This window comes from Nocardiopsis sp. LDBS0036, from assembly GCF_041228755.1.
Lineage (GTDB): Bacteria > Actinomycetota > Actinomycetes > Streptosporangiales > Streptosporangiaceae > Nocardiopsis > Nocardiopsis dassonvillei.
Genome location: NZ_CP141103.1, coordinates 6303520 through 6330402 on the forward strand (window position 1 = coordinate 6303520; position 26883 = coordinate 6330402).

Here is a 26883-nt window from a genome sequence, read left to right on the forward strand (position 1 = left end):
CACCGGTCGACGGGGCCGGACCCGGACGGCGGTCAGCAGCGGTAGGTGGTGCCGTTGGCGGCGTTGCCCCAGTTGCAGGAGCTGATGGTGCCCGTGCTGGAGTTGTTGTCGGCGCTGCCCGGACGCTTCAGGCGCAGGTCGGGGTTGCGGCTGGTGCTGCTGTTGAGCAGGACGTGGCGGTCGTAGCCCCGGTAGATCTGGTGGTAACCGTTGGAGTCGCGCCGGTGGGTTCCCCTTCCGGTGCGCACGTAGGCCGTCGCCCCCGCGGGCAGGTTGTAGGAGGGCAGCGGTCGCCCGTAGGTGTTGGTGGTGATATCGGGGACGTACCCGCCCACGTTGACGGTGCGCGTGGTGACGTTCCTGATGAGGAAGTACTCCCCGTTGACGTTGCTGGAGGTGTCCGACCCGGCGGCGTTGGGACGCACCTGGGTGACCATGAGCGCTCCGGTGGTGGAGGCGGCCTGTGCGGGGGCCGACAGCAGTGAGGCGGCGGTGACGGCGGCCGCGGCGATCGCGGCGGCGCGCAGGGCAAGACGTGGCATGGACGCTCCTGAGGGGCTGATGGAAGCGTCATCGTTGCAGGAGTCATGCCTCATGCGCGGTCTTTTGAAAGTATTTGGCCTGGTTTGGCCAACGTGTACACCGGTCCGGTGGTACCGCGTCCGAGGCCGTGTCGATCCGTGCCGTCGCCGAAGCCGCCGAGGCTCCGGCGCGGCTCCGGTCCGGGGGCCCCGCCGGTGGCCCCGCGCGGATCAGGAGAAGAGGACGCCGTCGAGCATGGCGACCAGTTCCTCGGCCGCCGCGAGCGGGTCGTAGTCGGGGTGGTCCAGGTGCTCGGCCACGATCGCGTCCATGCCGCCGCCGACGATCAGCGCCGTGGTGCGCAGGTCCGGCCCCTCCGTGCCCGAGTCCGCTCCGCGCGCCCGCCGGGCGGCCGCCATCAGGTCCGCCAGGGGGCGCCAACGCTGGCTGGAGCGGCGGTCCTCCTCGCTCACCGCCGCGATGACCACCCGGGTGTGGCCCGGGTGGTCGCGCAGGTAGCCGACCATCGAGCGGATGTAGGCGGCGGGGGCCCGCTCGGCGTCGGCGCTCTCCACGGCCCGGCCCACGTGCTCGACCAGGCCGGTGAGCGCGCTCTCGTGCGCCGCGCGCACCAGGGCGTCCTTGGAACGGAAGTGGTACAGCACCGCCGCCTTGGTGATGCCCGCGGCCTCGGCGATACGGGCCAGCGAGGTGGCCGCGTCCCCGTGCTCGGCGATGAGCCGGACCGTCACGTCGATGAGCTGCGCGCGCCGCGCCTGCTCGGTCAGGGTGGGCCTGCGGGACCCGCGCTCCCGCCCCCGTGTCCGCCCTTCCGCCTGTTCGTGCCCCTGTTCGGGTTCCCGTGACCGGGGGTTCTCTCTTGTCATGACTCCAGAACTTACCTTATGGTCAGATTACTTACCAATCGGTTAGGGGCTGTCATGCGGAAGAAGAAGCGCAACCGGTGGATCATCGTGGCGTGCGCCGTGGTCGTCGCGGTGCTCCTCGCCGCGGTCACCCTGCGCACGCCCTCCCCGGTGGGCCACTGGCGCTCGGCGGAGGGGCGGGACGCCTTCACGCGCACCTACGAGGCGGCGATGGCCGACCTGCCCCGGCCCGCCGCCGAGATCGACGTGCGCACCGACTACGGGGTCGTGCGGATGTACCGCTTCGAGGGCGCGGGGGACCGGGAGGAGCCGCTGGTCCTGCTGCCCGGCCGGGCGGCGCCCTCGCCGGTCTGGGCGGACAACCTGCCCTCCCTGCTGGAGGTCGGGGACGTCTACACGGTCGACCTGCTGGGCGAACCCGGGATGAGTGTGCAGGACCGGCCGATCGAGGACGACGCCGACCAGGCGGCGTGGCTGCACCAGGCCCTCGACGGCCTGCCCGAGGAGGGGTTCCACCTGGTGGGGCTGTCGTTCGGCGGTTGGTCGGTGACCAACCTGGCCGTCCGCGAACCCTCGCTGGTGGCCTCGGTGACGCTGGTCGACCCGGTGTTCGTCTTCGACGACATGCCCATGGAGGTGGTCCTGCGCTCCCTGCCCGCCTCGCTGCCCTGGCTGCCGCGCTCCTGGCGCGACGGCTTCAACTCCTGGACCGCGGGCGGCGCTCCGGTGGAGGACGTTCCGGTCGCCCGGATGATCGAGTCCGGCATGCAGAACTACGCGATCAAGCTGCCCCAGCCCGGCAGGATCAGCGAGGAGTCCCTCACGGACCTGGACATGCCCGTGCTGGCGTTCGTCGCCGGACGGTCGGTGATGCACGACCCCGACACCGCCGCGGCCACCGCCGAGCGCGCCCTGCTCCACGGCACGGTCGAGGTCTACCCGGAGGCCTCGCACGCGATCAACGGCGAGTACCCCGAGGAGATGGCCGCCGATATCGACGCCTTTCTGGACGAGGTCGACCGGTCCTGAGACGGGCGCCCTCGGGCCTTGAGGCGGGTGTCGACCGGCCCTGGACGGGGTGCCGAGCGCCCCGGGACGGGTGCCGACCGGTCCTGAGACGGATGACGGCCGTCCCTGAGATGAGCGGCGCGCTTGCTCCGGGCCGTTCGCGGGCACCACACGGACATGCCCGAACGCACCGAGGACGGACGCTACGTCGTGGTCTCCGGCCGCCATTGGCGCGCGAGCGACCCGCAGTTGCCGGAACCGGTACGCGAGCGCCTGGTGAGACACCTGATGTCCGCACGCAGGGACGTGGCCGCCGCGCTGCGCGCCGGGGACACCGACGCCGAGGGGCGGGCGCGCGCACGCGTGGCCCTGGCCAAGCACGGCCTGGGCGAGCGCGGCACGCCCTGGTGGGAGCTGCCGGAGGCCGACCGCCGCCACCGCTGGGAGGAGGCGCTGCGCCGCCTGGACCCCTGAGGGGCCGCGGCCCGGACGGTCTTCGTGCCGCCGGACGGGGCCTGCCGCACTCCTGCGCCGAGGCGCTGCGGCACCCGCGCAGGGGGGCGGACCGCTGCGCCCGGAACCGGAGTACTGAGCCCCCTCGGCCCGTGGCGCGGCGGTTCCGGCACGCGAGTCGCCCGGGACCGCGCACGTCCCGTGGGACGCCCGGCGCCCCACCTGGAGCGCGAAGGCCCCGGCCAGCGGACTTCCCCGCTGGTCGGGGCCTCCTGTTTTTCGGGTGCGGGCGCGGGTGCGGGTCCGGGGACCGAACCGTGGCGGGCGCCTCGGTCGCGTCAGCGCACCCGGGCCGCGGTGCCGGTTACGGCGTGACCCGCTGGCCCCCGAAGGTCACGACCAGGGTGCCGTCGGCGGCGTAGGACCAGTCCAGGCCGCCGTCGTAGGAGGAGCACCGCGACCCGTTCGAGCCGGACCAGAACTGGTTGGAGCTGTCGGCGTTGCCGATGATCCGGTCGTTGGAACCGCTGTCGCACGAGGTGTTGCCGCGGAACACCGAGGAGCCGTCGTCGAAGTTGAAGTTGCGCTCCTCGTTGCCGATGCTGACGTTGTCCGACACCGTCATCGAGCCCGGGTTGCTGTTGTAGGTGAACCCGTGCTTGCCGTTGTCGTAGGCGATGTTGCCCGTGATGACGTGGTCGACCCCGATGTCCTCGCCGCCGAGCTTGAAGCCGTTGCGGTCGCCGTTGCCGGCCTGGGAGCCGTCGCTGAGGATGCCGTTCTCGTAGGCCAGGGAGTCCTCGATGGTCACGGTGCCGATGGGGCCGGTGTCGTCCTTGGTGTAGAGGTCCCAGCCGTCGTCGATGTTGTTGTGGGCCACGGCGTAGCGGAAGACGTTGCCGGGGCCGGAGGTGAGCTTGGCGGCGAAGCCGTCGGCGTCCTCGCCGTCGGAGTCGGCGTTGTCGTGCGACTCCGCGCTCAGGATGAGGTTGTGGGCGGGCCAGTCGCTCTCGGGGGTGCTGGAGACGCGGCGCGAGAGCTGGAGGCCGGTGTCGCGGTTGAAGCGGGTCACCGTGCGCTCGATGACGTTGTGGCTGCCGCTGACGAAGATGCCGTTGTCCCCGGCGTGCTCGACGACGATGCCCTCGACGTGCCAGTAGGACGCCTCCAGCGCCAGGCCGCGGTTGGCGGAGTCCTCGCTCTGGGCGGAGAAGTCCAGCACCGGGGTCTCACCCGGGTAGGCGGACAGCTCCGTGCGGTTTCCGGAGGTGCCGTCCTCGCCCAGCGGGATGGTGACCGTGTCCGAGAAGGAGTAGGTCCCGCCGCGCATGTGGATCGTCCCGCCGGGCTCGATCCGGTCGATGGCCGAGGTGAGCGTGGTGGGGTCGGGCTCGGTGCCGTCCGCGCCCGCGCTGCCGCCCGGGGCCACGTACAACGCGTCCGAGGTCGGCGGGTTGCCGTCGTCGCCGCCCCCGTCGTCACCGCCGCCGTCATCACCTCCGCCGTCGTCGCCACCGCCGCTGGTCTCCACGTCGAGGTAGTCGACGTTGGGCATGCCCTGGGAACCGGTCGGGTCGAACCGGATCGTGTTGGCGCCCTCGGCCAGCTGGACGGTGAGCGTCTTGGTCGTCCACGCGTCCCAGTCGCCGGTGCCCTCGAAGGAGACCGACGCCGTCCGGGAGCCGTTCACGAGGACGTCGGCGGGGCGGGCGGAGGAGGTGCCGTTGGCGAAGCGCACGGTCAGCGTGGCCGTTCCCGAGGCGGGGGCGTTCACGCTGAACTGCACGTGGGCGCCCTCCTCGTTCTCGGTGTCGCAGAACCCGTCGCCGGAGTAGCCCGGCCACTCGGTCTCGATGCTGCCGTTGCAGGAGGCCGAGGTGCCCTCGGCCTCGTAGCGGGTGGTGGCGGCGTGCGCCGCGGTGCCGGAAAGCGTGACGAGCGTGCCTGCCAGTAGGGCGGCGCACGCGAGGGCGGGTCTGGTTCTCATCGTTCGTCTCCAGGGGGGTTGGTGCGTCTGACCAGTGGGACGTTGAACGGAAGGGTCGGGGGAGGGAACCGGGGACGGGCCGCCCCCGGGTGCGGACGGTGTGGCACGGCCGGTGCCGTGTGGTCGGCGCGGCGCGGAAAGCGCGGCGCGGTCGGTCATGGGGTGGTGCGGCCACGGGGTCGGCCGTGCCGGTGGAACGGTGACGCCCGTAGTTCGGAAAGCGCTTTCAAACGAGAAGTTAAGTGTTCGTTCCCAGCGCGTCAACGGTCTTGTTCTCCATGCGCTTTCGTGTTAATGGCGCGGAGTTCCTCCTGTTCGGAGCGGTGGTCTTTTTCTCGTAGGTGCTCTGTGTCAGGGTTCGTGGCGCTCGGTGGCGGTGGCGGTGGCGCGCCGGCAGCGCGTCGAGGCGTCCGTCTATGTGCCTCGTAGGGCAGAAGAGGCGTGAGTGGCGAATGGTGTTTCGGTCGTGTTTGTGCGACGCGCTTCACGAGGGCGTTGACCTGCTCTGACGGCGTGGCCGGAGACGCCGAACCAGGTGATGCGGAAAGCCCTTACCAGGACATTGGTGAACGCTGGCGCCGTCAGCCCCGCGCCCCGGGGGCGCGGGCCCCGGAGACCTCCTCGGCGATCCGCTCGGCGTCGCCGTCCCCGATCAGCCGCAGGTCACCGGCCAGCCCGATGACCTCCTCGGGGGCGGGAGCGCTGGCACTCGGGCCCCCGAGGAGGTCGGTGTTCCCTTGTAGGGCACTGGGGCACCGGGGCTTTCGGGTCGTCCAGGGTCTTTGAGGCCGCCCTGTCTTCTGCGGCGGTCGGTGTCCCCTGCCGGGACGCTGAGACAGCGGGGAGGCGGGGTGCCGGGGCTTTCGGGTCGTCCGGGGTCTCCGGAGTCTCTGGGGTCGCCCGGTCCTCTGTGGCGGTCGGCGGCCCCTTCCGGGTCACCGGGCTTCCAGGCTGTCTGGGGTCACCGGGACCGCTGAGGTGTTCTGGGGCCTCTGGGGAATCTGGCAGGTCGAAGGTCCCCGGGGCCGTTGAGGTCTCCGGGGCTTCCCGAGTCGCCCCGGACCTCCGCGACCGAGGAGGCCCGGGGCCTATGGGGTCTCCGGGGCTCCCGGGGGTTCGCCGGTCTCGGGAGCGTCCGCGACCCGCCACGTGCGCAGGCGTCCGCACATCCCGAAGGCCCGGGGCCCCGGCATCGGCTCGGTGCGCACCACGGCCGCCTCCCGCATGATCCCCGGGTCGCCCCCGGCCAGCGCCGCGAGCTGCTCCCGGGTGCGCTCCACCTCCCGTTCCACGCCCTCGCGCCAGATCTCCCGCCACTCCCGCACACGCGGCCGCACCACCTGCGCCGCGAGCCGGTGGAACTCCTCCAGCGCCCCCGCGCCCTCCTCGCGGACCGACGCGACCAGCTCCCAGTAGCCCCGCAGGGCCAGGTCGCGCCGGGCCCGCGCCCGCTCCGCGCGCAGCTCCTCGGGCCCCTCCGCGGGCAGGGCCGCCGCGGCGGCGTAGGCCTCGGGGTCGGCCAGCACCCCGCGCGGGAAGGTGAACACCGCGTCGCCCGCCTCGGGCAGGCCCGCGTTCTGCATGACCACGGTGATCTCCAGCCCGCCGGAGTTCACCAGCCGGTGCACCGTGCCCGGGGCGAACCACAGCACGGCACCGGCCGCGAGCGGGTCGGCCGCGACGCCCCGCGGGGTGAGCGTGTGCACCTCGCCCTCGCCCGCGACCACGACGTAGGCCTCCGACGACGCGGTGTGGAGGTGGGGCGTGCCGCCGTGCAGGCCGTCGGGCGCCTCCCAGTCGTAGACCCGCAGGCCGCTGACGGCGGTGCCGCCGGGGAAACGGGGCGTGTTCACGGCGCGTCCTCCCCGGGCGCGTACTCCCGCGCGAGCGCACCGGCCTCGTCGGCGGCGCACACCCGGTCGACGAACACCAGGCGGTGGCGCAGGCTCAGGGTGCGGTCCGGCTCCAGGACGATCTCCTCGTCGAAGGACGGCGAGGGGCTGAACACGGGGAAGGGCTCGGTCCGCACGAACCACCTGATCGGAACGGAGGCGCTCGTGGTCCCGGCGTAGGCCAGGACGGTCGCGCCGCCGTCGATCTCGTCGTGCTGGCCGCTGAAGGCGATCCAGTTCGCCTGCGTGCCCATGACGTCGGCGCCGGTGAGGCCGGTCGCGCTGACCACGTCGCCGCCGGTCCACGAGCGGGGGCCGCGCCAGAAGAGCCCGGTGTAGCCCGCGGCGGCGCGTCCGTGGGTGGTGGGGCTGCCCAGTTCGAGGGCCCTCCCGCGCACGTTGGTCAGCGAGGTCGCGAAGTCCAGCGCCCAGATCCCCCGTTCGCGGTCCGCCGAGTGGAACCGGTGGGTGCGCACCTCGGCGATCCACCGCTCGCCGCCCGAACTCCTCCAGGCCAGGCGCTCGGTGACCGCGACGCCGTCGCCGTCGCGGGCGACGGAGGTGAACCCCTCGTGGCCGATGGCGCCGTTGTTGCCCAGCCACCGGTAGCCCTCGCCGCGGACGAAGGTCGGCCCTCCCCAGAAGTTCTGTCCCGAGACGTGGGACCAGGTCATCTGGAGGCCCTTGTGCCACCGGTGGTCCCACGGCCGGAACGCGGTCAGCGGCGCGCCGCTGAGGGTGCGCAGGGGGTGCAGGTAGGGCTTGGGCGACTCGGTGGCGGGGGAGTCGGGGCGCAGCACGTAGCGCGCGATCTCGACCCCGCCCACCGCCACGGTGAGCGCGTCGTCTCCTTCGGTCAGGGTGGGGGTCTCAGACACCTGTGGTCTCCTCCGTCCTGGTGAGGACGGCCGCGGCGGTGTCCGCGTCGCCCCCGTGCATCGCGTGGTAGAAGCCGTCGTCGGGGGTCAGGTCCCGGCGCCGCACCGTCGTGCCGGTCAGGGCCGACCGGTACATGCCTGTGACGAGTTCGAGGGCGCGCCGCCCGTCGGGGCCGCTGGCGCGGGGCCGCTCCCCGCGTTCCATCGCGTCGAGCAGCGCGGCGAGCTGGGCCCGGTGCGAACTCGGCTCGTCCTCCACCGGCGGCCAGGACGCGACCGCGTCGGCGTCGCGCACGTGCGGCGCGGGGGTCCAGCGCCAGTGCGCGTTGTCGTAGCCGTAGAGGTGCTCCAGCTCGACCGTGGCGTGCTCGAAGTCGAAGCGCAGGTAACTGGTCTCGCGGGGGGAGAGCAGGCTGTTGGCCACGGAGACGGTCGCGCCCGACTCCAGGCGCACGATCGCCATCGACACGTCCTCGGTCTCGGTGGACCGGGCGGTCGTGGACATCACGGCCGTGACCTCGGACCAGTCGCCGAGCAGGGAGAGCATGAGGTCCATCTGGTGGATGCCGTGGCCCATGCTCGGGCCGCCGCCCTCGGTCGCCCAGCGTCCGCGCCAGGGGACCTCGAAGTAGTCCGGGGCGCGGAACCACAGGGTGTTGCACACGCCGACGAGCGGACGGCCGAGCGTGCCCTCGGCCAGGTGGCGGCGCAGGCGCTCGGCGCCGGAGCCGAACCGGTGCTGGAACACGTAGCTGACGAAGGGACCGCCTCCGCCGCCGGGACCGGATTCGCCTCCCTCGTGGGTGCTGACCTCGTCGTACTCTGCCAGGGACAGCGCCGGCGGCTTCTCGCACCACACCCAGCACCCGGCGTCCAGGGCCGTGATCACCGCGTCCTTGTGCGCGACGGGCGGCGTGCACACGATCACCAGGTCGGGGGACTCGGCGCGCAGCAGGGCGTCGAGGCCGGTGTGGCGTCCGGGAACGCCCCACTCGTCGGCGGTCGCGGCCACGCGGGAGGCGTCGGGGTCGGCCAGCGCGACCACCTCGACCCTGTCCCCCAGGGCGGCGAGCGCGGGCAGGTGCCTGCCCCGGGCGATACCGCCGCTTCCGACGACGGCTACGCGAATCGGTGGTCTGGGACTCGGCACTGGCACACCCCTCGGATCACGAACCCATGGTGAACGTTCACTTTCTGCGGCCGGGTCTAAAATAGTGATCGTTCACATCCACCGTCAAGACCGACCCCGCCGACGGACGCCGCCGACGGGCCCGCCCGAGGAGGAGCCGATGGCCGAGCCCGAACCGCCCAGGCGCCGACCGACCATCATGGAGGTCGCCCGCCTGGCGGGCGTCTCCCACCAGACCGTCTCGCGCTACCTGCGCTTCGAGGGCGGGCTCAGGGAGGCGACCCGCGAGCGCGTCGACGCCGCGATCCGGGAGCTCAACTACCGCCCCAACCTCGTGGCCCGGTCGATGCGCACGCGCCGGACCGGGCGCCTGGCGATCCTCCTGCCCGGTGTGCCCGGCGCCAGCCCGAGCCGGTTGCTGGCCGGGGCCATCGCGACCGCCCACGCCGAGGGGTTCGTCGTCGAGGCGGTGAGCGTGGACGGCGGGGTCGGGGCCCGGACCGAGCGCATGCTCGAACTCGCCGGGTCGGGCCAGGTGGAGGGCGTCCTGTCCCTGGCCCCCGTCGCCCCCGACAGCCTCCGGGCCGCGGGCGAGGGCGCCTCCGTGGTCGTCTCCGCCGACTACGACGACGAGATGCGCGGTCTGGGCGAGATCGCCGACGGGTCGGTCGTCGCCGACCTCGTCGAGGGGCTGGCCAAGGCCGGGCACCGGCGCTTCCTGCACGTGTCCGGCCCGCTCCAGTACGCCTCGGCGCGGGGGCGCAGACAGACCTACCTGGAGGCGGTCGAACGCCTGGGGCTGGAGTCCCACGGCGTGTTCGACGGCGACTGGTCGGCCGAGTCCGGCGCCGAGGCCGTGCGCTCCCTGCCCGAGGACAGCGGGGTCAGCGCCGTCATCGCGGGCAACGACGTGGTCGCGGCGGGCGCGGTCCGCGCGGCGATGGAGCGCGGGTGGAGCGTGCCGGGCGACCTGAGCGTGACGGGGTGGGACAACAACCCCGTGGGCGCCTACCTGTCTCCCTCGCTCACGACGGTCGACGTGGACCTCGAACGGCTGGGCGTCAACGCCATGCGCCGCCTGGTCGCGGCCGTGCGGGGCACGGTGGCGGAGGTCGGACGGGAGCCGCTCAACACGATCCTGTGGCGCGAGTCCACCGGCCCGGGCCCCTGGCGCTGACGGGGGAGCACGGCCCAGGCGTTCGCGCGTCCGGGCGCCGGGGGCGACACGGAGGCGTCGGGTCCGGGCCGTCCTCCGCCCCGCACGTGTGACTGTGCGATGTGACACCGCGTAGGTAACGGCGTATGACGTGCGTGTTTCGGAAATGTCGCGCACCGGGCGGTCGTTGTGCACATGCCTATCGCCGCGTGCCCAATCCGATGCGAATCGCCATTGTTCGCCAGCTCACAGTTGCTGCAACCTGGAAGGAAATCCCAGGTGGGGGCGGCGTGAACCGTGCGGCACCGGCGGATGCGGAAGCGCGTGCGTCCGCCCCGGCGCGGGCGCGTCCACGCCCGCCGCCGAGCCTGCGCGCGGTGCGTCCGCCGCGACCGTCCCGACCGCTGCACCCCACGGAGAACGCCTCCAGCATGCTCGACCTCAAACTGACCAACGCCCGCATCCGCACGGTCGACGACGACCGGCCCTTCGCCACGGTGCTCGGCATCGCCGCCGGGCGCGTCCTCGGCCTGGACGAGGAGGTCGCCGACCTGCCCGCGCGCAGGACGGTCGACTGCGGCGGCGCCGTGGTCGTCCCCGGCTTCGGGGACGCGCACAACCACATGGCGTGGTTCGGACAGTCGCTCGCCGAGCTGGAGCTGGAGACGGTGTCCACCCTGGACGCCCTCTACGACGCGGTCGCCCGGGCGGCCGCGACGCTGCCCGAGGACACGTGGATCGTCGGCTCCGGCTACGACGACGCCCTGCTCGGCGCCCACCCCGACCGCCACGGCCTCGACCGGGCCGGGGGCGGCCGACCCGTCTGGCTCAAGCACCGCTCCGGCCACATGTGCACCGTCAGCAGCGCGGTCCTGCGCCAGGCCGGGATCGACACCGCCGTGTCCGACACCGCCGCGGCCGACCCGGACGGGGGAGTGATCGTCCGCGACGGCGCGGGCGCCCCCACCGGCCTGCTCCAGGAGCGCGCGCAGGAACTGGTGACCGCACTGGTCATGCCCTACCCGGTGACCGAGCTCGCCGACGCGCTCGCGCGCGCCTCCCGGGTCTACGCCTCCGAGGGCCTCACCCACGTCGTGGAGGCGGGCATCGGGCGCGGTCTGATCGGCCGCACCCCCGTGGAGGCCGCCGCCTACCAGCTCGCCCGCGACCGCGGCGAGCTGCTTCCCCGGGTCGAGCTCATGGTCGCCGCAGACAACATGCACCCGCTGGGCGGGCACGCCGACGACGGGATCGACACCGGCATCGACCTGGGGCTGCGCACCGGCTTCGGCGACGACCGGCTGCGCCTGGGGCCGATGAAGATCTGGCTCGACGGATCCCTCATCGGCCGCACCGCCGCCGTCACCGAACCCCTCTGCGGGCACGGCCACGGCGTGTACCAGAACTCCCCGGAGGAGATGCGCGCGCTGGTCGTGGCCGCCCACCGGGCCGGATGGCGCGTGGCCGCGCACGCCATCGGCGACGACGCCGTCGACGTCGCGCTGGAGGCGTTCGCCGAGGCCCAGCGCGCGCTGCCGCGCCCCGACGTGCGCCACCGCATCGAGCACGCGGGCGTGGTGCGCCCGGACCAGCTGCCCCGCATCGCCGAGGCGGGCCTGGTCCCCGTGCCCCAGCCCCGGTTCCTGTACGCCCTGGGCGACGGCATGGCCGCCGCCGTGGGCCCGGAGCGCGTGCCCTGGCTCTACCGGCACCGGTCCTTCCTCGACCACGGGCTGCGCGTCCCGGGCAGCTCGGACCGGCCGGTCGCCCCGGGGGCGCCGCTCCTGGGCATGGAGTCGATGGTGGAGCGCGTGACCGCCTCGGGAACCGTTCTGGCCGCCGACGAGCGTGTCAGCGCCGAACAGGCACTCCGGGCCTACACGATGGACGCGGCCTGGGCCAGCCACGACGAGCACCGCAGGGGCAGCCTGACCCCGGGCAAGCTCGCCGACCTGGTGGTCCTGGACCGCGACCCCGTGGACACCGCGGAGGAGGGCATCGGCACGATCCGCGTCCTGGCGACCCTCGTCGGCGGGGAGTGCGTGCACGGGGCGGACGTCCTCGACGGTCTGACCTGACCCGGCCCGGCCGGACCGGCAAGGTCCGGCCCGCCCCGGCCCGACACGACTCCGGCCCGGCCCGGTCCAACCCGGGTTCGGCCCCGTCCGTGTCCGACGGGCGGCACCGGGCGGACACCCGCCCGGCCCGCCCCATCCCCTGAACACCGCGCCGCCGCCGGCGCGGACAGCGAATAGGAGAAACCAAGGATGAGTGACCTCGACCCAGAGGCGACCGAGGAGCGCCCGGCACGCGGCGGGCCGGTGGTGAGCGGTCGCGAGGCGGGCCGGATCGCTTTCGCGGCCTTCGTCGGCACCGCACTGGAGTGGTACGACTACTTCCTCTTCGGTACGGCCGCCGCGCTCGTGTTCAACCGGCTGTACTTCACGACGCTGGACGCCACGGCCGCCACCCTGGCCGCGTTCGCCACCTTCGGCGTCGGCTTCGTCGCGCGTCCGCTGGGCGCGGTGCTGTTCGGCTGGATGGGCGACCGGATCGGACGGCGACCAGCTCTGCTGATCACCGTGGTCTCCATCGGTGTGGCCACCGGCCTCATCGGCCTGCTGCCCGACTTCGCCTCGATCGGCATCGCCGCTCCGCTGCTGCTGGCCCTGCTCCGGCTCGTGCAGGGCGTCGCGGTCGGCGGCGAGTGGGGCGGCGCGGTGACCATCGCCGTCGAGCACGCCCCGCCGGAGAAGCGCGGGCGCTACGCGGCCCTGCCGCAGATCGGGTCGCCCGTGGGCACCCTGCTCTCCTCGGGCGCGTTCTCGCTGGTCCTGCTCCTGCCCGCCGAGCAGTTCGACTCCTGGGGCTGGCGCCTGCCGTTCCTCGCGGCCTTCCCGCTGCTGCTGGTCGCGGTCTACATCCGCCAGAAGGTGGAGGAGTCGCCGGTCTTCGAGGAGATGGAGAAGCAGGAGGCGCGCTCCAAGGTCCCCGCGGTCGACGTGTTCCGCCACGCGTGGGGCAGGCTCCTCATCGCGATCGCGTCCGCCATGCTGGGCGTCGGCGGCTTCTACGTCATGACGACGTTCGCCATCAGCTACGGCACCGACACCCTCGGACTGTCGCGCAGCCTCATGGTCAACGCCACCCTGGTCGCCGCGGTGGTGCAGATCGGCGTGATCGTCTACTTCGGGCGCCTGGCCGAGAAGCTCGGCCCCGGGCGCGTCACCATGTGGGGCGGTATCGCCACGGCGGTGATCGCCTTCCCGGTGTTCTGGCTGATCGACACGACCTCGCCGGTGCTGGTGGTGCTGGCGGTGGCCGGGGGCGTGGGCTTCCTGTCCATCGCCTACGCGGTCTCCGGCGCGCTGCTCACCGAGCTGTTCCCGGCGAACCTGCGCTACAGCGGCGTCGCGCTGGCCTACAACCTGGCCGGCGCCCTGAGCGGCTTCCTGCCGTTCATCGCGACCGCCCTGCTGGAGAGCGCGGACGGACGCTCCTGGGTCGCCTCGGTGCTGTTCCTGGGGATCGCCCTGGTCACGGCGGTCGGCGGCTTCTACGGCGAGCGGCTGCGCGTCCGCGACGACGTGGTGGTGCGCTGACACCGTAGGACGGAAAGCGACGGGCGGTGACCGGGGGCTCCCGGTCACCGCCCGTTCCGCCGTCCGGGCCCGTTCCGCACCGCGCACGGGGAACCGGCGGCGCCGCCCGATGACGGGGCGGCCGTCCTTCCCGGTGCCGGGGTCCGTGTTCGGTGTTTCGCTCCCGGACGCGGCGAGGGGCCCGCGCGACGTCGCGCGGGCCCCTCGCGGCTCTCCGGCTCAGGGGCCGGGCGGTGCGCTCACGCGCGTCCGGGCGTGTAGGACCCGTCGGCGGCCAGTTCGCCCGCGCCGAGCCGCCGGACCACGTCGGTGAGCACCGCCAGGCCCGCGACCAGGTCGGAGTCCTCGGTGTACTCGCCCTCGTTGTGGGACACGCCCCCGACCGAGGGCACGAAGAGCATGACCGTGGGCACGCGCTCCTTCATGTTGATCGAGTCGTGCCCGGCCACGGTCATGACCTCGCCGCTGCTCAGTCCCAGGCTCCGGGCGCTGGCGCGGGCCAGGGCCACGCCCTCGGGCTGGTAGGGGTTGACGCCCCAGGAGTGGGAGAGGGTCTGCTCCACGGTGACGGAGGCCGCCGCCTCGATGCGGGCGACCTGCTCCTGGAACAGCCGGTCGGCCTCGGCGAGCACCTCCTCGTCGTGCGAGCGCAGGTCGAGCAGCAGCTCGACGCGCGAGGGCACCACCACCGGCGAGTTCGGGTAGACGTCGAACTGTCCCACGGCCGTGTGCAGGACCCCGGGGAACCGGTCGGCCAGCTCGCGCGCGGCCACGACCAGCATGGAGGCGCCCACGAGCGCGTCGCGGCGGTCGGCCATCACGGTCGCCCCCGAGTGCGCCTGCTCCCCGTGGACGGTGACCGCGTACTTGCGCGCGGCCCAGCTGGCGCTGACCAGGCCGATCGTGGTGGAGGACTCCTCCAGGACGCGCCCCTGCTCGACGTGGATCTCGGCGCAGAAGGCGGCCTCGGGGCCGTCGTCCCCGCCCAGGAAGCCCGTCGGGGCCAGGGCCTCGGCCACCGTGACCCCGGCCGCGTCGCGCGCGGCCAGTGCCGTCTCCAGCGGGAGCGCGCCGGTGTAGACGGCGCTGCCCATCATGGAGGGCGTGAAGCGCGAGCCCTCCTCGTTGAACCAGTTCACGACCGCGAGGTTGTACACGGGCGCGGGGGCACCGGCGGCGGCGTCCTGCTCGGCGATCCGGAAGACGGCGTGGGCGGCGGCCAGCACGCCGTAGGCCCCGTCGTAGCGCCCCGCCGTGGGCTGGGAGTCCATGTGCGAGCCGACGACCACGTAGGGGGCGCCCGGTACCCGCTCCAGCAGGCCGAACTGGTTGCCGATGCGGTCGTAGACCACCCGCAGCCCCCGCTCGACCAGCAGTCCCTCCAGCCACCGCCGCTGGGCGATGTCGGGCCCGGTGGCGGCCTGCCGGTCGACGCCCCCCGACGGCGTGGCGCCGAAGGCGCTCATGGCCCGGAAGTCCTCCAGGAAGCGGGCGTCGGCGGGTGCCGCGTCCTGTGACGGGCCCTGTTCGTGTGCGGTCATGGCGGTGTTCCTCTCGGAGAGCGTCGGGTCGCGTGGGCCGGGCGTGGGCCACGTCCATCCTCGCCACGCGCCCCGCGGCGCTCAATCGTCATCCACACAAGATTCCCCGGGGGTGCTGTGCATGTGCACATAGACTCGGTACCGGATGCCGAGCGCGGGCGCCGGGTGCCGAACGCAGGTGCTGGACGCCGCGCGCCGCACGCCGAGCCCGGACACCGGAAGCCGTCGAGACGTACGAAGGGAGGCGGCCGTGACGGACCCCGCGGAGCAGGCCCCGCCCGCCGACGAGCCCCGGTCCTGGGCGGGCATGGTCGAACGGCTCGCCGAGGACCGGGAGAACCTCGTCGAGGACTTCCTCCAGCGCCTGGCGGCCCTGGGCAACTACACCGACGGCATGGTCCCCGACACCGACCTGCGCCAGAGCGCCACGGAGACCTTCGACATGCTCACCCGGCGGATCGCCGGGGTGCCCCTGCCCGACCACCTGCGCGACCTCTCCACCCGCCTGGGCGTGCGCCGGGCCCGCCAGGGTGTGGCGCGCGAGCACCTGCTGGAGGCGGTCCGGCTCGACTTCCGCGTGCTCTGGGCGGGTCTGGTGCGCGCGGGCGGGCCGGGATCCTCGCAGATCCTCGTGCTGCACGCCGAGGAGATCCTCACCACGGTCGAGCAGTACATCAGCGACGTGCAGGCCGCCTTCCTGGAGGAGAGGGCCGCCCTGGAACGCGACTCCCGGGCGGCGGCGGCCCAGGCGTTCTCCCGGCTGCTCAACTCCGGGAGCCGGGCCGCCGCCGTGGCCTCCGAGGTGGCGGGCACCCTGGGGCTCCCCGAGCACGGGACCTTCGACGTGGCCTTCGTCGTGCCGTCCCCGGAGCGGGAGCAGCGGCCCGCGGCCCGGGTCCGCGAACGCGGCGGGGGCCTGGCGTGGGAGTTCGACGACGGCGTCGCCCTGGTGCGCGAGACCGCCCGCACGCCGTGGCCGGACCTGCCCCCGGGGACTTCGGGGGGACTGGTCGCGCGGGTGCGGGGGCTGGCCGCGGTCCCCGCCTCCGTCGAGGCGGCCCGCGTCCTGTCCGGCTACGCCGGCACCGGCGGCGGGTTCGTCCGCGAGGAGGACGTCTGGTCCGCCATCGCCCACGACCAGCTGCGCGGACTGATCCCCGGTTTCGGACGCGACCGGGTGGAGCGCTTCGAGCGGCTCGACGGGGACAGCCGGGCGCGGCTGCTGGAGACGCTGACCCACTACGCCGCGACGGGATCGGTCAAGGCCACCGCCGAGGCCCTGTACTGCCACCGCAACACGGTGGTCAACCGGCTCCAGGCGTTCCGCGAGACCACGGGCCTGGACCTGACCGTCCCGGCCGAGGCGGCCCAGGCCCTGGTGCTGTTCTCGGGCCGCTAGCGGACGGGCGGCCGCGCACAGAGCACGTGCGGCCCGGGAGGGGTTCCGGGCCGCACGTGAGGACCTCCGTGCTCTGGCGCTGTCTGGGGGTTTCCTGGGGAGGCGTGTGGGGACGCCGTTACTTCACGCTCACCGCCGTGAAGACCTCGGCCTTGTCTCCGTCCTCCTCCACGGTCTTTCCGGTGGAGGCGAAGTCGAAGGAGGCGTCCTCACGCTTGAAGCGGTAGCTCTTCTGTGGGGAGGCCACCTTGGTGAAGGTCCCGTCGAGGTCGCGGATGCCGACGAAATCGACGGTGTCGGGCACGACCAGCTTGATGCGCTTCATGCTCGGCTGGATGATCCGCATGCTTCCTCTTTCTTTCTCGGTACTCCTCCTGTGTGACGGCAGCACTCTCCGTCTGGTGTCCAGGTCATTCCCCCATAACGGAACGATAAAAATCAGGACAGCGATTTTCGTGTGTCCCGTGTCGCTCCGCCGGGGTGCGCCGAACCCGGGTGAATGTGGCGAAAGGAGTGTGCGAACTGCGGGAACACCCTCTGGCGGTCGGAGCGGGGCCGGGTCCCGAGTCGGGCGATCTACCCAGGGCCACAAAGGAGTTTCCTTCCTGACCGAAAACCGTCCGGGGGTTGTGCCCGGGACGTGCCGAGCCTCAGCCGCCGGTGTTGAGCCACCAGACGGAGAGGTTGAGCGCGGTCGCGAAGGCCGTCCAGGCCCAGTAGGGCACCAGCAGGACCGCCGCCCACCGGGACCGGCGGGCGAACAGCACGATGGTCGCCGTCAGCGCCACCACCAGCAGGCAGATGTCGACCAGGGCCACCCCGCGCAGACCGGCGGCGAAGAACAGCGGCGTCCAAGCCGCGTTCAGCGCGAGCTGGACGAAGTAGAGCGTCAGCTCGGGGCGGGCGCCGCGCCAGCCGTGGCGGCGCCAGACCAGCCAGCCCGACACGGCGATCATGGCGTACAGCGTGGTCCACACCGGGCCGAACACCCAGGAGGGCGGGGCCCACGAGGGCTGGCGCAGGGCGGCGTACTCCGCGGCGGTGCTGGTGCTGGAGAGCACCCCGACGAGCGCGGCGGCGGTGACGGCGGCGGCGAACCCGGCCAGGCCCAGGAGGGACGCGCGGGTGGAGGGGGCGGGTGAGGCGTTCGCGGCGGTCATGGCTTCTCCCCGGGGTCGGCGTCTGGTCGGTGCGGGCGCCCGGTCCGCTCCGGAGACCGGCCGGTGCTGGAACCCGGTCGGTGACGGAGTCCGGTCGAGCCGGTGTCCGTGCGGAGGCGGCCCGCGACCGTGTGTCCCTGTACCGCTACCTCCGTTCTTTCCTCAGTAAACAAGTATCTTGGAAAGCGTGAAGAAAAAGAACCGCGAACGCGGCCGCGCCGCGAAGGCGCTGGGAATCGTCGCGCTCGCCCTGACGCTCCTGCTCGTCCTCGCGGTCGGCGGCTTCGCCGTCTGGGCGCTCAACCCCTACCAGGCGGAGCCGCGGGCGCTGCGCGAGGCCGTGGCCACCCCCGGCGTGGAGGTGGCCGTCACCGACGACGCCGTGGTCGTCAGCTCCACCCACGCCCCTCCCGGGGCCGGAGTCGTCTTCTACCCGGGCGCGCGCGTCGCACCCGAGGCCTATGCCGAGCCCTGGGCGCTGGTCGCCGCCGACACCGCCGTGCGGGTGGTCATCCCGCGGATGCCGCTGAACTTCGCGGTGTTCGACACCGACCGCGCCGACCGCGCCATCGCCGACCACGGCGACGGCGTCGACGCGTGGTACGTGGGCGGGCACTCGCTGGGCGGTGCCATGGCCGCCTCCCACCTCGGCGGACGCACGGACGACACGGTCGTCGGACTGGTCCTGTGGGGCTCCTACGCCACGGAGGGCGCGGGCCTGGCCGGGCGCGAGGACCTCGCCGTCATCTCGGTCTCGGGCAGCCGCGACGGCCTGTCCGATCCGGCGACGGTCGAGGAGAACCGCCCGAACCTGCCGCCCGACGCGCACACGCATCGGATCCAGGGGATGAACCACGCCCAGTTCGGCGCCTACGGGGACCAGTCGGGGGACCTGCCCGCCGACATCGACGACGCCGAGGCCCACCACCGCCTCGCCGAGGTGACGGGGGACTTTCTGGACCGGTAGGGCCCGCACGTGCCAGGAGTCCGCACCCCCGAGGCGGTACGGACTCCTGGCACGAGGGGGAGGAGCGCCTCACGCGGCGGCGGAGCGGGAGCCGCGTACCAGCACCACGGCGGCCAACAGCGCGTCCTCCGCCTCGTCCAGCGCGGCCTGGACGTGGTGTCCGTCCGGAGCCGAGTGCACGGCGATGAGCGCGTGCGCCGCGCACATCGCCGCCTCCGCAGCCGCACCCGGCCGTGAGGGGGCCGGGTCGGTCGCCCACTGCCAGTCGCTGACGGTCCGCTCCATCCTGCGGTACAGCAGGGCCTGCCCCACCTCCCGGTCCTGCACCGCGTGGGCCCACGCGTTCGGCGCTCCCTCGGCGGGGCGCACCGAGTCCGGACCGGCCTGGATCTCCGCCGCGGCGATCAGACTCTGCGCGAGCGCGGGCACGTCCTCCTCGTGCGCGCCGCTGCTGCGATGCTGGGGATCGAACACGGGAGGGAGCCCCAGAGCGGTCAGCGCACGCACGATCGGTCCGGGGTCGCCGATAGCCTGCGTCATCTCAACCTCCGGCTGTCTGCTTTGGCACATCTCCAGCCCTCTACCCAGTCATCGGCTACTTCCCGAACGCATTCCCAGCGTTTTCGTCGAAAAACTCGGATGAGTGCTACGGAGGTGCAACGACACAGCCCCGGGTCGGGTTCCTACTGTCCGTCGCGAATCCCGCGGGTTCCGGGGGCACCAGGGCCCTCGACCCGAACCGGCGCCGGGGAGCGGAGACCGCGGGCGGGGAGGCTCACCCGGTGAGGAAGCCGCCCAGGGCCGCGGCCAGCTCCTCGGGGGCCTCCTCGGCGACGTGGTGGCCCGAGTCGATGCCGTGGCCGCGGACGTCGTCCGCCCAGGACCGCCAGACACGCAGCGGATCGCCGTACAGCTCCTCCAGGTCGTCCCGCAGCGACCACAGGACCAGCGCGGGGCACCGGACGCGGACCCCGGCGGCGCGGTCGGCCTCCTCATGGGCCCGGTCGACGGTCAGACCGGCGCGGTAGTCCTCCAGCATCGCCCGCACCACCTCGGGGTCGCGTACCGCCCGCCGCCACTCCTCGTGGTTCTCCCGGCCCATGCTCCGCGGGTCGCCGGTGTACCAGCGGTCGGGGTCGGCGTTGATGACGCGCTCGGGAACCTCCGGCTGGGCGAAGAAGAACCAGTGCCACCACCGCGTGGCGAACTCGGGCGTAATCCGCGACAGGTGCTCGCTGATGGGCAGGCAGTCGATGAGCGCCACCCGGGAGACCAGTTCGGGGTGGTCCAGGGTCAACCGCAGGGCCACGTAGCTGCCCCGGTCGTGGCCGACGAGCGCGAACCGGTCGTGGCCCAGCAGGCGCATCACCGCCGCCATGTCCGAGGCGACCGCGCGTTTGGAGTGGTTGGTGTGGTCCGGCGAGGGCGCGGGACCGCGCGAGCGCCCGTAGCCCCGCAGGTCGGCGCAGACCACGGTGAAGCCCTGTTCGACCAGCAGGGGAGCGACGCGGTGCCAGGTCGCCGAGGTGCGGGGGTGGCCGTGCAGCAGCAGCACGGCCGGGCCCCGGCCGCCGTGGCGTACGAAGACGGTCGCGTCGCCGAGCGGGACGTGCTGGGAGGTGAAGCCCTCGAACATCGCCCCAGTATCCCCGCTGCCGCCCCGCCGGTACAGGGCCCCGCGCGGGGAGGGACGGGGCAGACGGAGGGAGGGGCGTCCGGCCCGGGCCCCTCCGGACGCCGGGCCGCCCCTGTGAGGGCGGCCCGGCGGATCGGGGCCGCGTCGCGAGCGCGGCGGGCCCGGCCGGGTCGGCCGCTCAGTCCTCGGCGTTGATCCTCGCGACGAGTGCTTCGAGCTCGTCCAGTCCCGTCGGGCCGAAGCTCGCCAGGCGGCGGATCGGGATCGAGGCCATCATCCGCGCCATGTCCATCCCCATGGCGTTGTCGGAGCCCTCGGCCGCCGGAGGCGTGAAGGCCCGGGCGAGGAGGGCCGCCGCCCCGGGGTCGGCCATGACCTCGCCCAGCGTGGAGTCGAGCGTCACCGGCAGGCGCAGCGCGTCGCCCTCGACGGCGATCGCCGCCGTGACCCGCAGGTCGCGGCTCGAAGCGCCCGCCGACACCACGTACTCGCCGCCCTCGACCACCCAGCGGTCGGCCCGCACCTCCCAGTACGCCAGGTCCTCCCGGGACAGCGGGACGCTGACGCGCTCGCTGCGACCGGGTTCCAGGGTCACGCCCGTGAAGCCCTTCAGCTCACGCGGCGCCCGCGACACGGCCGAGTCGGGCTTGGCGACGTAGAACTGCACGACCTCGCGCCCGGACCGGTCCCCGGTGTTGGTCACGGTCAGGTGCGCCGTGATCCCGGCGCCGTCCTGCTCCAGTTCGAGGTCGGAGTAGGCGAAGCTCGTGTACGACAGGCCGTGCCCGAAGGGGAAGGCCACCTCCATGTCGCGGGCGTCGTACCAGCGGTAGCCCACGTACAGGCCCTCGCCGTAGAGCACCGCGGAGTTCTCCCCGGGGAAGTTGAGGTAGGCGGGGGTGTCCTGCAACCGGACCGGCACCGTCTCGCCGAGCCGCCCCGACGGGTTGACCCGGCCGAACAGCACGTCGGCGATCGCGCCGCCGCCCGCCTGGCCCAGGAGGGCCCCGTCCAGGACCGCGGGGGCCAGCTCGGCGACGGGGGCGAGCCGCAGCACGCCGCCGTGGGAGAGCACGACGACCGTGCGGGGCTGCGCCCGCACGACGGCCGCGAGCAGGTCGAGCTGTTCGGCGGGGAGTTCGATGTGCTCCCGGTCGAAGCCCTCGGACTCCTGGTGCTCGGCCAGGCCCAGGAAGACCACGGCGGTGTCCGCCTCGGACGCGGCGCGCACCGCCTCCTCACGCAGGGCCGCCGCGTCGCCCGGTTCCGTACCGTCCTGCGCCCGGTCGGCGTAGCCGGGGGCGAAGGCGACCGCGCCGGAACCGGCCAGGGCGCGGATCTCCTCCAGCGGGACGTCCACGCGCGTGGGGTTCACGTGGGAGCTGCCGCCGCCCTGGTAACGCGGGTTCCGGGCGAAGCCGCCGATCACCGCGACGGACCCGTCGGGCGCGAGCGGCAGGAGCGCGCCGTCGTTCTTGAGCAGGACGACGCACCGCGCGGCCACCTCGCGGGCGAGGGCGTGGTGGTCCTCGATCTCCCGCGCGCCGACCTCCAGGGCGCGTTCGGGATCCGCCGCGCGGTCCCGGCGGGAGCCGCGCGCCCTGGCGGCCAGGGCGGCCACGCGGGAGGCGGCCGTGTCCACGTCCTCCGTCGAGCAGGCCCCGGCCTCCACGGCCGCGAGGAGCCGCGCGTCGCTCGCGCCGCCGTCACCGGGCATCTCCAGGTCCAACCCGGCGGCGACCGCGGCGGGCCGGTCCTGCACCGCGCCCCAGTCGCTCACGACCACGCCGTCGAAGCCCCACTCCTGGCGCAGCACCGTGGTGAGCAGCCAGTGGTCCTCCGAGGCGTAGACGCCGTTGATGCGGTTGTAGGAGCACATCACGGTCCACGGGGCGGACGTGCGCACGACCCTCTGGAAGGCGCGCAGGTAGATCTCGCGCAGCGTGCGCGGGTCGACGTTGGAGCTGGAGCGCATCCGGTCGTGCTCGGCGTTGTTGGCGGCGAAGTGCTTGAGCGAGGCGCCCACACCGGTGCTCTGGAGGCCGCTCACCCAGGCGCCGCCCAGGACGCCGGTGAGGAGGGGGTCCTCGGAGAAGTACTCGAAGTTGCGCCCGCCGCGCGGGTCGCGCTTGATGTTGATCCCCGGGCCCAGGAGCACGTCCACGCCCAGCGCCCCGGCCTCGGCGCCCAGGGCCGCGCCCACCCGCCCGACCAGGTCGGGGTCCCAGCTCTGGGACAGGCCGACGGCGGGCGGGAAGCAGGTCGCGGGCAGGCTCTCCGCCAGGCCCAGGTGGTCGGTGGCACCGGCCTGTCGGCGTACGCCGTGCGGCCCGTCGGTGAGCACGAGCGAGGGGACGTCCCCCACGGCCTTGGTCGTCCAGAAGTCGGCGCCGCTGCTCAGCGAGGCCTTCTCCGCCAGTGTGAGCCCGCTCAGGTCGGCTGGGTCGTGGGTCATGGCTGCTCGCTCCTGTCCGGGGAAACGCGGGTCGTTGACGCGTCCGTGCGAAAACAGTACGTCATGCGGTTTTCGCGCGGCAAGTGCTACAGTCGCGCCATGGCACGACGAGGCTCCTACGCGAAGGGCGTGGCCAAGCGCGGGGAGATCCTCGACGCGGCGCTCACCGTCATCGGACGCGACGGGTACAGCCGCGCGACGGTGCGCGAGATCGCCGACGCGGTCGGACTCAGCCAGAACGGCCTGCTGCACCACTTCGGGAGCAAGGAACGGCTCTTCGTCGAGGTGCTGCGCCACCGCGACGAACTCGACCGGCTGGCCTACGGGGAGGGCGCCGACCGGGGTTCCGAGGCCGGTGCTCGGCGTCCCGGCGGTGCCGGAGAAAGCCCCGACGGCGCCGGGCGCGGTCCTGACGCCGCCGGGCACCCCGGCATCGCCGGTGCGCTGGTGCGGCTGGTCCGGCACAACGCCGGGGTGCCGGGCCTCGTGCAGCTGTACTCGCGCCTGTCCGCGGAGGCCGCCGAGGAGGGGCACCCCGCCCACGACTTCTTCCGGGATCGCTACGCCACGGCCCGCGGGATCATCGCGGAGGAGATCCGGCGCCTCCAGGCGGAGGGGCGGTTCTCCACGGAGCAGGACGCCGACCGACTGGCGGTGCTGGCCGTGGCCCTCATGGACGGCCTCCAGGCGCAGTGGTCCTACGACTCCGGCGTGGACATGGCCGACCACATGGCCCACTTCCTCGGCCTCGTCGGCCTGCGGGCCGCCGGGCCGGACCCGGCAGGGGAGGGGCGGGTTTCCGGGGGCCCGGCCCCCGGCGGCCCGGTTCCCGGGGGCTCCACCGCCGAGGGGTGACGCCGGGCCCGGGCCCCGCCCGTTCGGGGTTGGGCGTCCACGCGCGGAAGCCGGGGGCGGCTCCGCCCGGTGCGCGGGCGGGTTGCGGCGCCGCGGGAGCGGTGCCGTCCGCCGGTGCCGGTCGGTCTCCGGGCGGGCTTCGACCGTCCGCCGGTGCTGGGTGCCGGGCGCTCGGTGACGGGGCCTGTTCGGTAGTGAGGGCCGGGCCGGGGCGCCGGGAGCCGGGATGGACGAACCCTCGTGAACGTGCCCCGGGGCGCCACGACCTCCGCCGAGCCGGTTTCCGCGATGCGCGTACCCGACCCGGTCGGGCGACGGTTCCGGCGGGCCCAGGGGTCGGGTTCCAGTGTAGTTAGGGAGGTTTTGAGGTGGTACGGGCGCGATCATGGTACGGTTATGAAAATCATTTCCATGCAGTCTGTGTCACATGACCGGAGGCCCGTGACGTGTCTGGAGGCAGGCGACGGCGCCCGGCGCCGGGGGCGGCGGGCACGCCGTTCACCGTGAGGACCGACCGGGCGGCGGTCTGAGATGCCCCGGGTGTCCCAGTACGACGACGTCGTCCTCAAGGCCCTGGGTCGGAGCACGCGCTTCCGCAGCTGTCAGGAGATCCACCTCGCCCTCTCCGGAGGGCGCTCCCGTGCCCGCAGGCCGCCCAGCCTGTCCACCGTCTACCGCACGCTCCACCGGCTGGCGGAGGAGGGCGTCCTCGACACCCTCCACTCGCCCGAGGGGGAGCGCCTCTACCGGCTGTGCAGGACCTCCTCCCGTCACCACCACCTGCTGTGCCGGGTCTGCGGGCGGGTGGAGGACATCGCGCAGGCGGACGAGCTGGGGAGCGTCGTCGAACGCATCCGCGAGGACAGCGGTTACGGCTCCCTGGACTACTCCTTCGAGCTGTCGGGCGTGTGTCCGGGCTGCACCTAGGCAGCGCTTTCCGGGCCCGTGCTTGCCGGGCCCGCGCTTCGGTCCGCGCCCGGGTGCCCGCACCCCCGCACCACCCCCGCGGGCGGGGCGGCGCGGGAAACGGACCCCGGTCGGGAGCGGTGCGCCGGCCACGGACCGCCGGGACCCGCTGCCGTGTTCCACGAGAGGAGGGTCGTGTCCACGACCCGTTCTGCACAAGACCCCGGTGTGGCCCTGGTGACCGGGGCCGTTGGGGGCATCGGCTCCGCCGTCGTCCGGGGGATGGCCGAACAGGGATTCCGCGTCGCGGCCCTGGACGTGGCCGGGGAGGGAGCCCGCGCTCTGGCCGCGGAACTCACCGGCCGGGGCCACCGCGTCCGCGACTACGCGGTGGACGTCACCGACGAGGACTCCGTCGAGCGGGCCGTGGCCTCGGTCGAGGAGGAGTTGGGCGCCGTCACCGCCGCGGTCAACGTCGCCGGTGTGCTGCGCTGGGGCGCGGTCACCGGCTTCCCCTCCCGGGCGTGGCGGGAGGTCTTCGACGTCAACACCCTCGGCGTCTTCCACGTCTCCCGCGCCGCGGCCCGCGTGATGGTCCCGCGCGGCGCCGGGAACATCGTCACCGTCAGCTCCGACGCGGCCGCGGTGCCCAGGGCCGCCATGGCCGCCTACGCCGCGTCCAAGGCCGCCGCGACCCACTTCACGCTGTGCCTGGGCCTGGAGCTGGGGCCCCACGGGATCCGCTGCAACGTCGTCTCCCCGGGCTCGACCGACACCCCGATGCGGCGCCAGCTGTGGGAGGACGGGCCCTCCTCCCCGGAGGCGGAGCCCGGCAACGACCCCTCGGCGTTCCGCCCGGGCGTCCCGCTGGGCCGGGTGGCGCTGCCCGGGGACGTCGCGGAGGCCGTCGCCTTCCTGGCCTCGCCGCGCGCCCGGCACGTCACCCTGCACGACCTGCGCGTGGACGGAGGGGCGAGCCTTGGCGCCTGAACCCCGGGGAAGCCTGCCCGGCCCCTTCGTCCTGTCCACCCCCGACCACACGCTGACGGCCGACGGCGCGCCGGGGCGCTCGCGCCCCCTGTCCGGCGGGGGCGCGGACCTCGCCAAGGAGGCCGAGGCCGCCCTGCGCGATGCCCGCGCCGCCGGATGGGACGACCCCCGGGTCGTGGGCGCCCTGCCCTTCCGGACGGGCGCCCCGGCCGCGCTCATGGTGGCGGACGTCGTCCGCACCGGCCCGCGCCCGTCGGGTGCTCCTGGCGGGGACTCCCGGCGCGGGCCGCTCTTCCGCGACCGCTCGCCGCTCACCGCAGGGGGTCCCCCTTCCGGTCGGAGGCCCCGCCCGGACCCACCGCGGATTCCGGGCGGGGGCTCCCTTCCCGACCCGCCCTCCCGCGAGCGTTCGTCGCGAACGGCCGCCGAGGCCCCTTCCTCCGGTCCGCCGCCCCGGCACCGCCTGCGCGAGGAGCCCTCCGCGGACGACTACGCCCGCCTGGTCGGCCTGGCCGTCGAACACCTCTCCAACGAAGGCCTGGACAAGGTCGTCCTGGCCAGGACCCTGCTGCTGGACCTGGCGGAACCCCTCGACCCCGGCCGCGTCCTGGCCCGCCTCACCGCGGACAACCCGGGCGCCTTCAACTTCGCGGTCGCCGCGGGGGCCTTCGGCTCCGGGGAGGTCTTCGGGGAGGGCTCCGGCGGGACGGACGGCCGGGGCCGGGGTCCGTTGCGGCGACCGGCCCCGGTCCTGGTGGGGGCCAGCCCCGAACTGCTCGTCGCGCGCAGCGGCCCCCGGGTGCGCTCGCACCCGCTCGCGGGCTCCGCGCCGCGCCACCCCGATCCGGAGACCGACCGCGAGCGCGCCGAGGCCCTGCTGGACTCGGCCAAGGACCTGCGCGAGCACGCCTTCGTGGTGGAGGCCATCGCCGAACGCCTGCGCCCGCTCTGCTCCCGGCTCGACGTTCCCGAGGCCCCCTCGGTGACCGCGACCGCGACCATGTGGCACCTGGGCACGCCCCTCTCCGGCCTGCTCCGGGACCCCCTTCCCTCGGCGCTGGAACTGGCCGCCGTCCTGCACCCGACCCCCGCGGTCTGCGGCACGCCCGCCGAGGCCGCCGCACGGGCCATCGGCGCGTGGGAGCCCTTCGACCGTGGCCTGTACGCGGGCGCCGTCGGCTGGTGCGACGCCGACGGCGACGGGGAGTGGGCCGTCACCCTGCGCTGCGCCGAGATCGCGGGAAGCCGGGCGCGCCTGTTCGCCGGAGCCGGGATCGTCGCGGACTCCGTGCCCGCCGAGGAGGCGGCGGAGACCGGCGCCAAGTTCCGCACCATGCTCAACGCCCTCGGGCTGGAGCCCGTCGGGCCGGGTTCCGCCGGTCCCGATCCCGGTGCCCTGGGCCCGGGCGCCCTGAACCCGGCGGCCCGGGTTCCGCCGCCCTGATCCGGCCCACCGGTGC

General features: G+C 73.9%; 23 protein-coding genes. 11 read left to right on the forward strand and 12 right to left on the reverse strand.

Annotated features, from left to right (window positions below; genetic code table 11):
• Window positions 1-32: 32 nt before the first annotated feature.
• Window positions 33-542, reverse strand: a complete 510-nt coding sequence (locus UIS43_RS26800) for a hypothetical protein (RefSeq protein ID WP_013152055.1) — start codon at window positions 540-542, stop codon at window positions 33-35.
• Between the two features lie 210 nt (window positions 543-752).
• Window positions 753-1409 carry a TetR/AcrR family transcriptional regulator gene (locus tag UIS43_RS26805; protein WP_013152056.1) on the reverse strand — a complete coding sequence of 219 codons (657 nt, stop codon included), beginning with the start codon at window positions 1407-1409 and terminating at the stop codon, window positions 753-755.
• 54 nt (window positions 1410-1463) lie between these two features.
• On the opposite strand from UIS43_RS26805, the gene UIS43_RS26810 reads away from it, so the two are divergent.
• Window positions 1464-2438 (forward strand): alpha/beta fold hydrolase, encoded by a 975-nt coding sequence (locus UIS43_RS26810; RefSeq protein WP_370012017.1) that lies wholly within the window; start codon window positions 1464-1466, stop codon window positions 2436-2438.
• 156 nt (window positions 2439-2594) lie between these two features.
• On the forward strand, window positions 2595-2891 hold the full coding sequence (locus UIS43_RS26815) for a hypothetical protein (RefSeq protein ID WP_370012018.1): 297 nt from the start codon (window positions 2595-2597) through the stop codon (window positions 2889-2891).
• A 343-nt stretch (window positions 2892-3234) separates the two neighbouring features.
• Here the strand turns inward: UIS43_RS26815 and UIS43_RS26820 are convergent, their stop codons facing one another.
• The 4 genes from UIS43_RS26820 to UIS43_RS26835 all read right to left on the reverse strand — a co-directional run bounded on the left by UIS43_RS26820 (window position 3235) and on the right by UIS43_RS26835 (window position 8777).
• Window positions 3235-4857 carry a CBM35 domain-containing protein gene (locus UIS43_RS26820; RefSeq protein WP_370012020.1) on the reverse strand — a complete coding sequence of 541 codons (1623 nt, stop codon included), beginning with the start codon at window positions 4855-4857 and terminating at the stop codon, window positions 3235-3237.
• A gap of 1088 nt (window positions 4858-5945) precedes the next feature.
• Complete coding sequence (locus tag UIS43_RS26825; RefSeq protein WP_117198014.1) at window positions 5946-6710, reverse strand: cupin domain-containing protein; 765 nt, start codon at window positions 6708-6710, stop codon at window positions 5946-5948.
• Entirely contained in the window at window positions 6707-7627 is a 921-nt protein-coding gene (locus tag UIS43_RS26830) for a PmoA family protein (RefSeq protein ID WP_013152060.1), read from the reverse strand. Before UIS43_RS26830 ends, UIS43_RS26825 begins: the two co-directional genes overlap by 4 nt.
• On the reverse strand, window positions 7620-8777 hold the full coding sequence (locus UIS43_RS26835) for a Gfo/Idh/MocA family protein (RefSeq protein WP_013152061.1): 1158 nt from the start codon (window positions 8775-8777) through the stop codon (window positions 7620-7622). Before UIS43_RS26835 ends, UIS43_RS26830 begins: the two co-directional genes overlap by 8 nt.
• 139 nt (window positions 8778-8916) lie before the next feature.
• On the opposite strand from UIS43_RS26835, the gene UIS43_RS26840 reads away from it, so the two are divergent.
• The 3 genes from UIS43_RS26840 (at window position 8917) to UIS43_RS26850 (ending at window position 13514) form a co-directional block, all read left to right on the forward strand.
• Entirely contained in the window at window positions 8917-9933 is a 1017-nt protein-coding gene (locus tag UIS43_RS26840; RefSeq protein ID WP_370012021.1) for a LacI family DNA-binding transcriptional regulator, read from the forward strand.
• Window positions 9934-10343: 410 nt separating this feature from the next.
• Window positions 10344-11990, forward strand: coding sequence for an amidohydrolase (locus tag UIS43_RS26845; RefSeq protein ID WP_013152063.1), 1647 nt, complete (start codon window positions 10344-10346; stop codon window positions 11988-11990).
• A 189-nt stretch (window positions 11991-12179) separates the two neighbouring features.
• Window positions 12180-13514: an MFS transporter gene (locus UIS43_RS26850; protein WP_013152064.1), complete on the forward strand. Its 1335-nt coding sequence runs from the start codon at window positions 12180-12182 to the stop codon at window positions 13512-13514.
• A gap of 239 nt (window positions 13515-13753) precedes the next feature.
• On the opposite strand, the gene UIS43_RS26855 is transcribed toward UIS43_RS26850, so the two are convergent.
• A complete protein-coding gene (locus tag UIS43_RS26855; RefSeq protein ID WP_370012022.1) occupies window positions 13754-15055 on the reverse strand; it encodes a M20 family metallo-hydrolase in 1302 nt (433 codons plus the stop codon).
• A 250-nt stretch (window positions 15056-15305) separates the two neighbouring features.
• On the opposite strand from UIS43_RS26855, the gene UIS43_RS26860 reads away from it, so the two are divergent.
• Window positions 15306-16454 carry a helix-turn-helix domain-containing protein gene (locus UIS43_RS26860; protein ID WP_013152066.1) on the forward strand — a complete coding sequence of 383 codons (1149 nt, stop codon included), beginning with the start codon at window positions 15306-15308 and terminating at the stop codon, window positions 16452-16454.
• 118 nt (window positions 16455-16572) lie between these two features.
• Here the strand turns inward: UIS43_RS26860 and UIS43_RS26865 are convergent, their stop codons facing one another.
• Together UIS43_RS26865 and UIS43_RS26870 are read right to left on the reverse strand one after the other, a co-directional pair.
• Window positions 16573-16800, reverse strand: a complete 228-nt coding sequence (locus UIS43_RS26865) for a hypothetical protein (protein WP_013152067.1) — start codon at window positions 16798-16800, stop codon at window positions 16573-16575.
• A 304-nt stretch (window positions 16801-17104) separates the two neighbouring features.
• Window positions 17105-17614 carry a TspO/MBR family protein gene (locus tag UIS43_RS26870; protein WP_013152068.1) on the reverse strand — a complete coding sequence of 170 codons (510 nt, stop codon included), beginning with the start codon at window positions 17612-17614 and terminating at the stop codon, window positions 17105-17107.
• A gap of 187 nt (window positions 17615-17801) precedes the next feature.
• Here UIS43_RS26870 and UIS43_RS26875 point away from each other — a divergent pair, with 187 nt between their 5' ends.
• Window positions 17802-18581 (forward strand): alpha/beta hydrolase, encoded by a 780-nt coding sequence (locus UIS43_RS26875; protein ID WP_370012023.1) that lies wholly within the window; start codon window positions 17802-17804, stop codon window positions 18579-18581.
• A 69-nt stretch (window positions 18582-18650) separates the two neighbouring features.
• On the opposite strand, the gene UIS43_RS26880 is transcribed toward UIS43_RS26875, so the two are convergent.
• The 3 genes from UIS43_RS26880 to UIS43_RS26890 form a co-directional block, all read right to left on the reverse strand.
• On the reverse strand, window positions 18651-19121 hold the full coding sequence (locus UIS43_RS26880) for a hypothetical protein (RefSeq protein WP_013152070.1): 471 nt from the start codon (window positions 19119-19121) through the stop codon (window positions 18651-18653).
• Between the two features lie 235 nt (window positions 19122-19356).
• Complete coding sequence (locus UIS43_RS26885) at window positions 19357-20217, reverse strand: alpha/beta hydrolase (RefSeq protein ID WP_013152071.1); 861 nt, start codon at window positions 20215-20217, stop codon at window positions 19357-19359.
• A gap of 178 nt (window positions 20218-20395) precedes the next feature.
• On the reverse strand, window positions 20396-22672 hold the full coding sequence (locus UIS43_RS26890; RefSeq protein WP_370012024.1) for a glycoside hydrolase family 3 C-terminal domain-containing protein: 2277 nt from the start codon (window positions 22670-22672) through the stop codon (window positions 20396-20398).
• Between the two features lie 99 nt (window positions 22673-22771).
• Here UIS43_RS26890 and UIS43_RS26895 point away from each other — a divergent pair, with 99 nt between their 5' ends.
• From UIS43_RS26895 to UIS43_RS26910, 4 genes are all read left to right on the forward strand, one after another.
• Window positions 22772-23527: a TetR/AcrR family transcriptional regulator gene (locus tag UIS43_RS26895; protein ID WP_370012025.1), complete on the forward strand. Its 756-nt coding sequence runs from the start codon at window positions 22772-22774 to the stop codon at window positions 23525-23527.
• A 531-nt stretch (window positions 23528-24058) separates the two neighbouring features.
• Entirely contained in the window at window positions 24059-24454 is a 396-nt protein-coding gene (locus UIS43_RS26900) for a Fur family transcriptional regulator (protein WP_013152074.1), read from the forward strand.
• A 207-nt stretch (window positions 24455-24661) separates the two neighbouring features.
• Complete coding sequence (locus tag UIS43_RS26905) at window positions 24662-25423, forward strand: 2,3-dihydro-2,3-dihydroxybenzoate dehydrogenase (RefSeq protein WP_370013281.1); 762 nt, start codon at window positions 24662-24664, stop codon at window positions 25421-25423.
• Complete coding sequence (locus UIS43_RS26910; protein ID WP_358454764.1) at window positions 25413-26867, forward strand: isochorismate synthase; 1455 nt, start codon at window positions 25413-25415, stop codon at window positions 26865-26867. Before UIS43_RS26905 ends, UIS43_RS26910 begins: the two co-directional genes overlap by 11 nt.
• Window positions 26868-26883 lie beyond the last annotated feature (16 nt).

What these genes read in the sequence shown, in the direction of transcription:
- UIS43_RS26820 (WP_370012020.1), bottom strand. Translation starts at nt 4,857, where the DNA reads ATGAGAACCAGACCCGCCCTCGCGTGCGCCGCCCTACTGGCAGGCACG.
- UIS43_RS26895 (WP_370012025.1), top strand. Translation starts at nt 22,772, where the DNA reads ATGGCACGACGAGGCTCCTACGCGAAGGGCGTGGCCAAGCGCGGGGAG.
- UIS43_RS26805 (WP_013152056.1), bottom strand. Translation starts at nt 1,409, where the DNA reads ATGACAAGAGAGAACCCCCGGTCACGGGAACCCGAACAGGGGCACGAA.
- UIS43_RS26885 (WP_013152071.1), bottom strand. Translation starts at nt 20,217, where the DNA reads ATGTTCGAGGGCTTCACCTCCCAGCACGTCCCGCTCGGCGACGCGACC.
- UIS43_RS26815 (WP_370012018.1), top strand. Translation starts at nt 2,595, where the DNA reads ATGCCCGAACGCACCGAGGACGGACGCTACGTCGTGGTCTCCGGCCGC.
- UIS43_RS26900 (WP_013152074.1), top strand. Translation starts at nt 24,059, where the DNA reads ATGCCCCGGGTGTCCCAGTACGACGACGTCGTCCTCAAGGCCCTGGGT.
- UIS43_RS26810 (WP_370012017.1), top strand. Translation starts at nt 1,464, where the DNA reads ATGCGGAAGAAGAAGCGCAACCGGTGGATCATCGTGGCGTGCGCCGTG.
- UIS43_RS26845 (WP_013152063.1), top strand. Translation starts at nt 10,344, where the DNA reads ATGCTCGACCTCAAACTGACCAACGCCCGCATCCGCACGGTCGACGAC.
- UIS43_RS26850 (WP_013152064.1), top strand. Translation starts at nt 12,180, where the DNA reads ATGAGTGACCTCGACCCAGAGGCGACCGAGGAGCGCCCGGCACGCGGC.
- UIS43_RS26870 (WP_013152068.1), bottom strand. Translation starts at nt 17,614, where the DNA reads ATGACCGCCGCGAACGCCTCACCCGCCCCCTCCACCCGCGCGTCCCTC.
- UIS43_RS26855 (WP_370012022.1), bottom strand. Translation starts at nt 15,055, where the DNA reads ATGACCGCACACGAACAGGGCCCGTCACAGGACGCGGCACCCGCCGAC.
- UIS43_RS26880 (WP_013152070.1), bottom strand. Translation starts at nt 19,121, where the DNA reads ATGACGCAGGCTATCGGCGACCCCGGACCGATCGTGCGTGCGCTGACC.
- UIS43_RS26890 (WP_370012024.1), bottom strand. Translation starts at nt 22,672, where the DNA reads ATGACCCACGACCCAGCCGACCTGAGCGGGCTCACACTGGCGGAGAAG.
- UIS43_RS26840 (WP_370012021.1), top strand. Translation starts at nt 8,917, where the DNA reads ATGGCCGAGCCCGAACCGCCCAGGCGCCGACCGACCATCATGGAGGTC.
- UIS43_RS26800 (WP_013152055.1), bottom strand. Translation starts at nt 542, where the DNA reads ATGCCACGTCTTGCCCTGCGCGCCGCCGCGATCGCCGCGGCCGCCGTC.
- UIS43_RS26865 (WP_013152067.1), bottom strand. Translation starts at nt 16,800, where the DNA reads ATGCGGATCATCCAGCCGAGCATGAAGCGCATCAAGCTGGTCGTGCCC.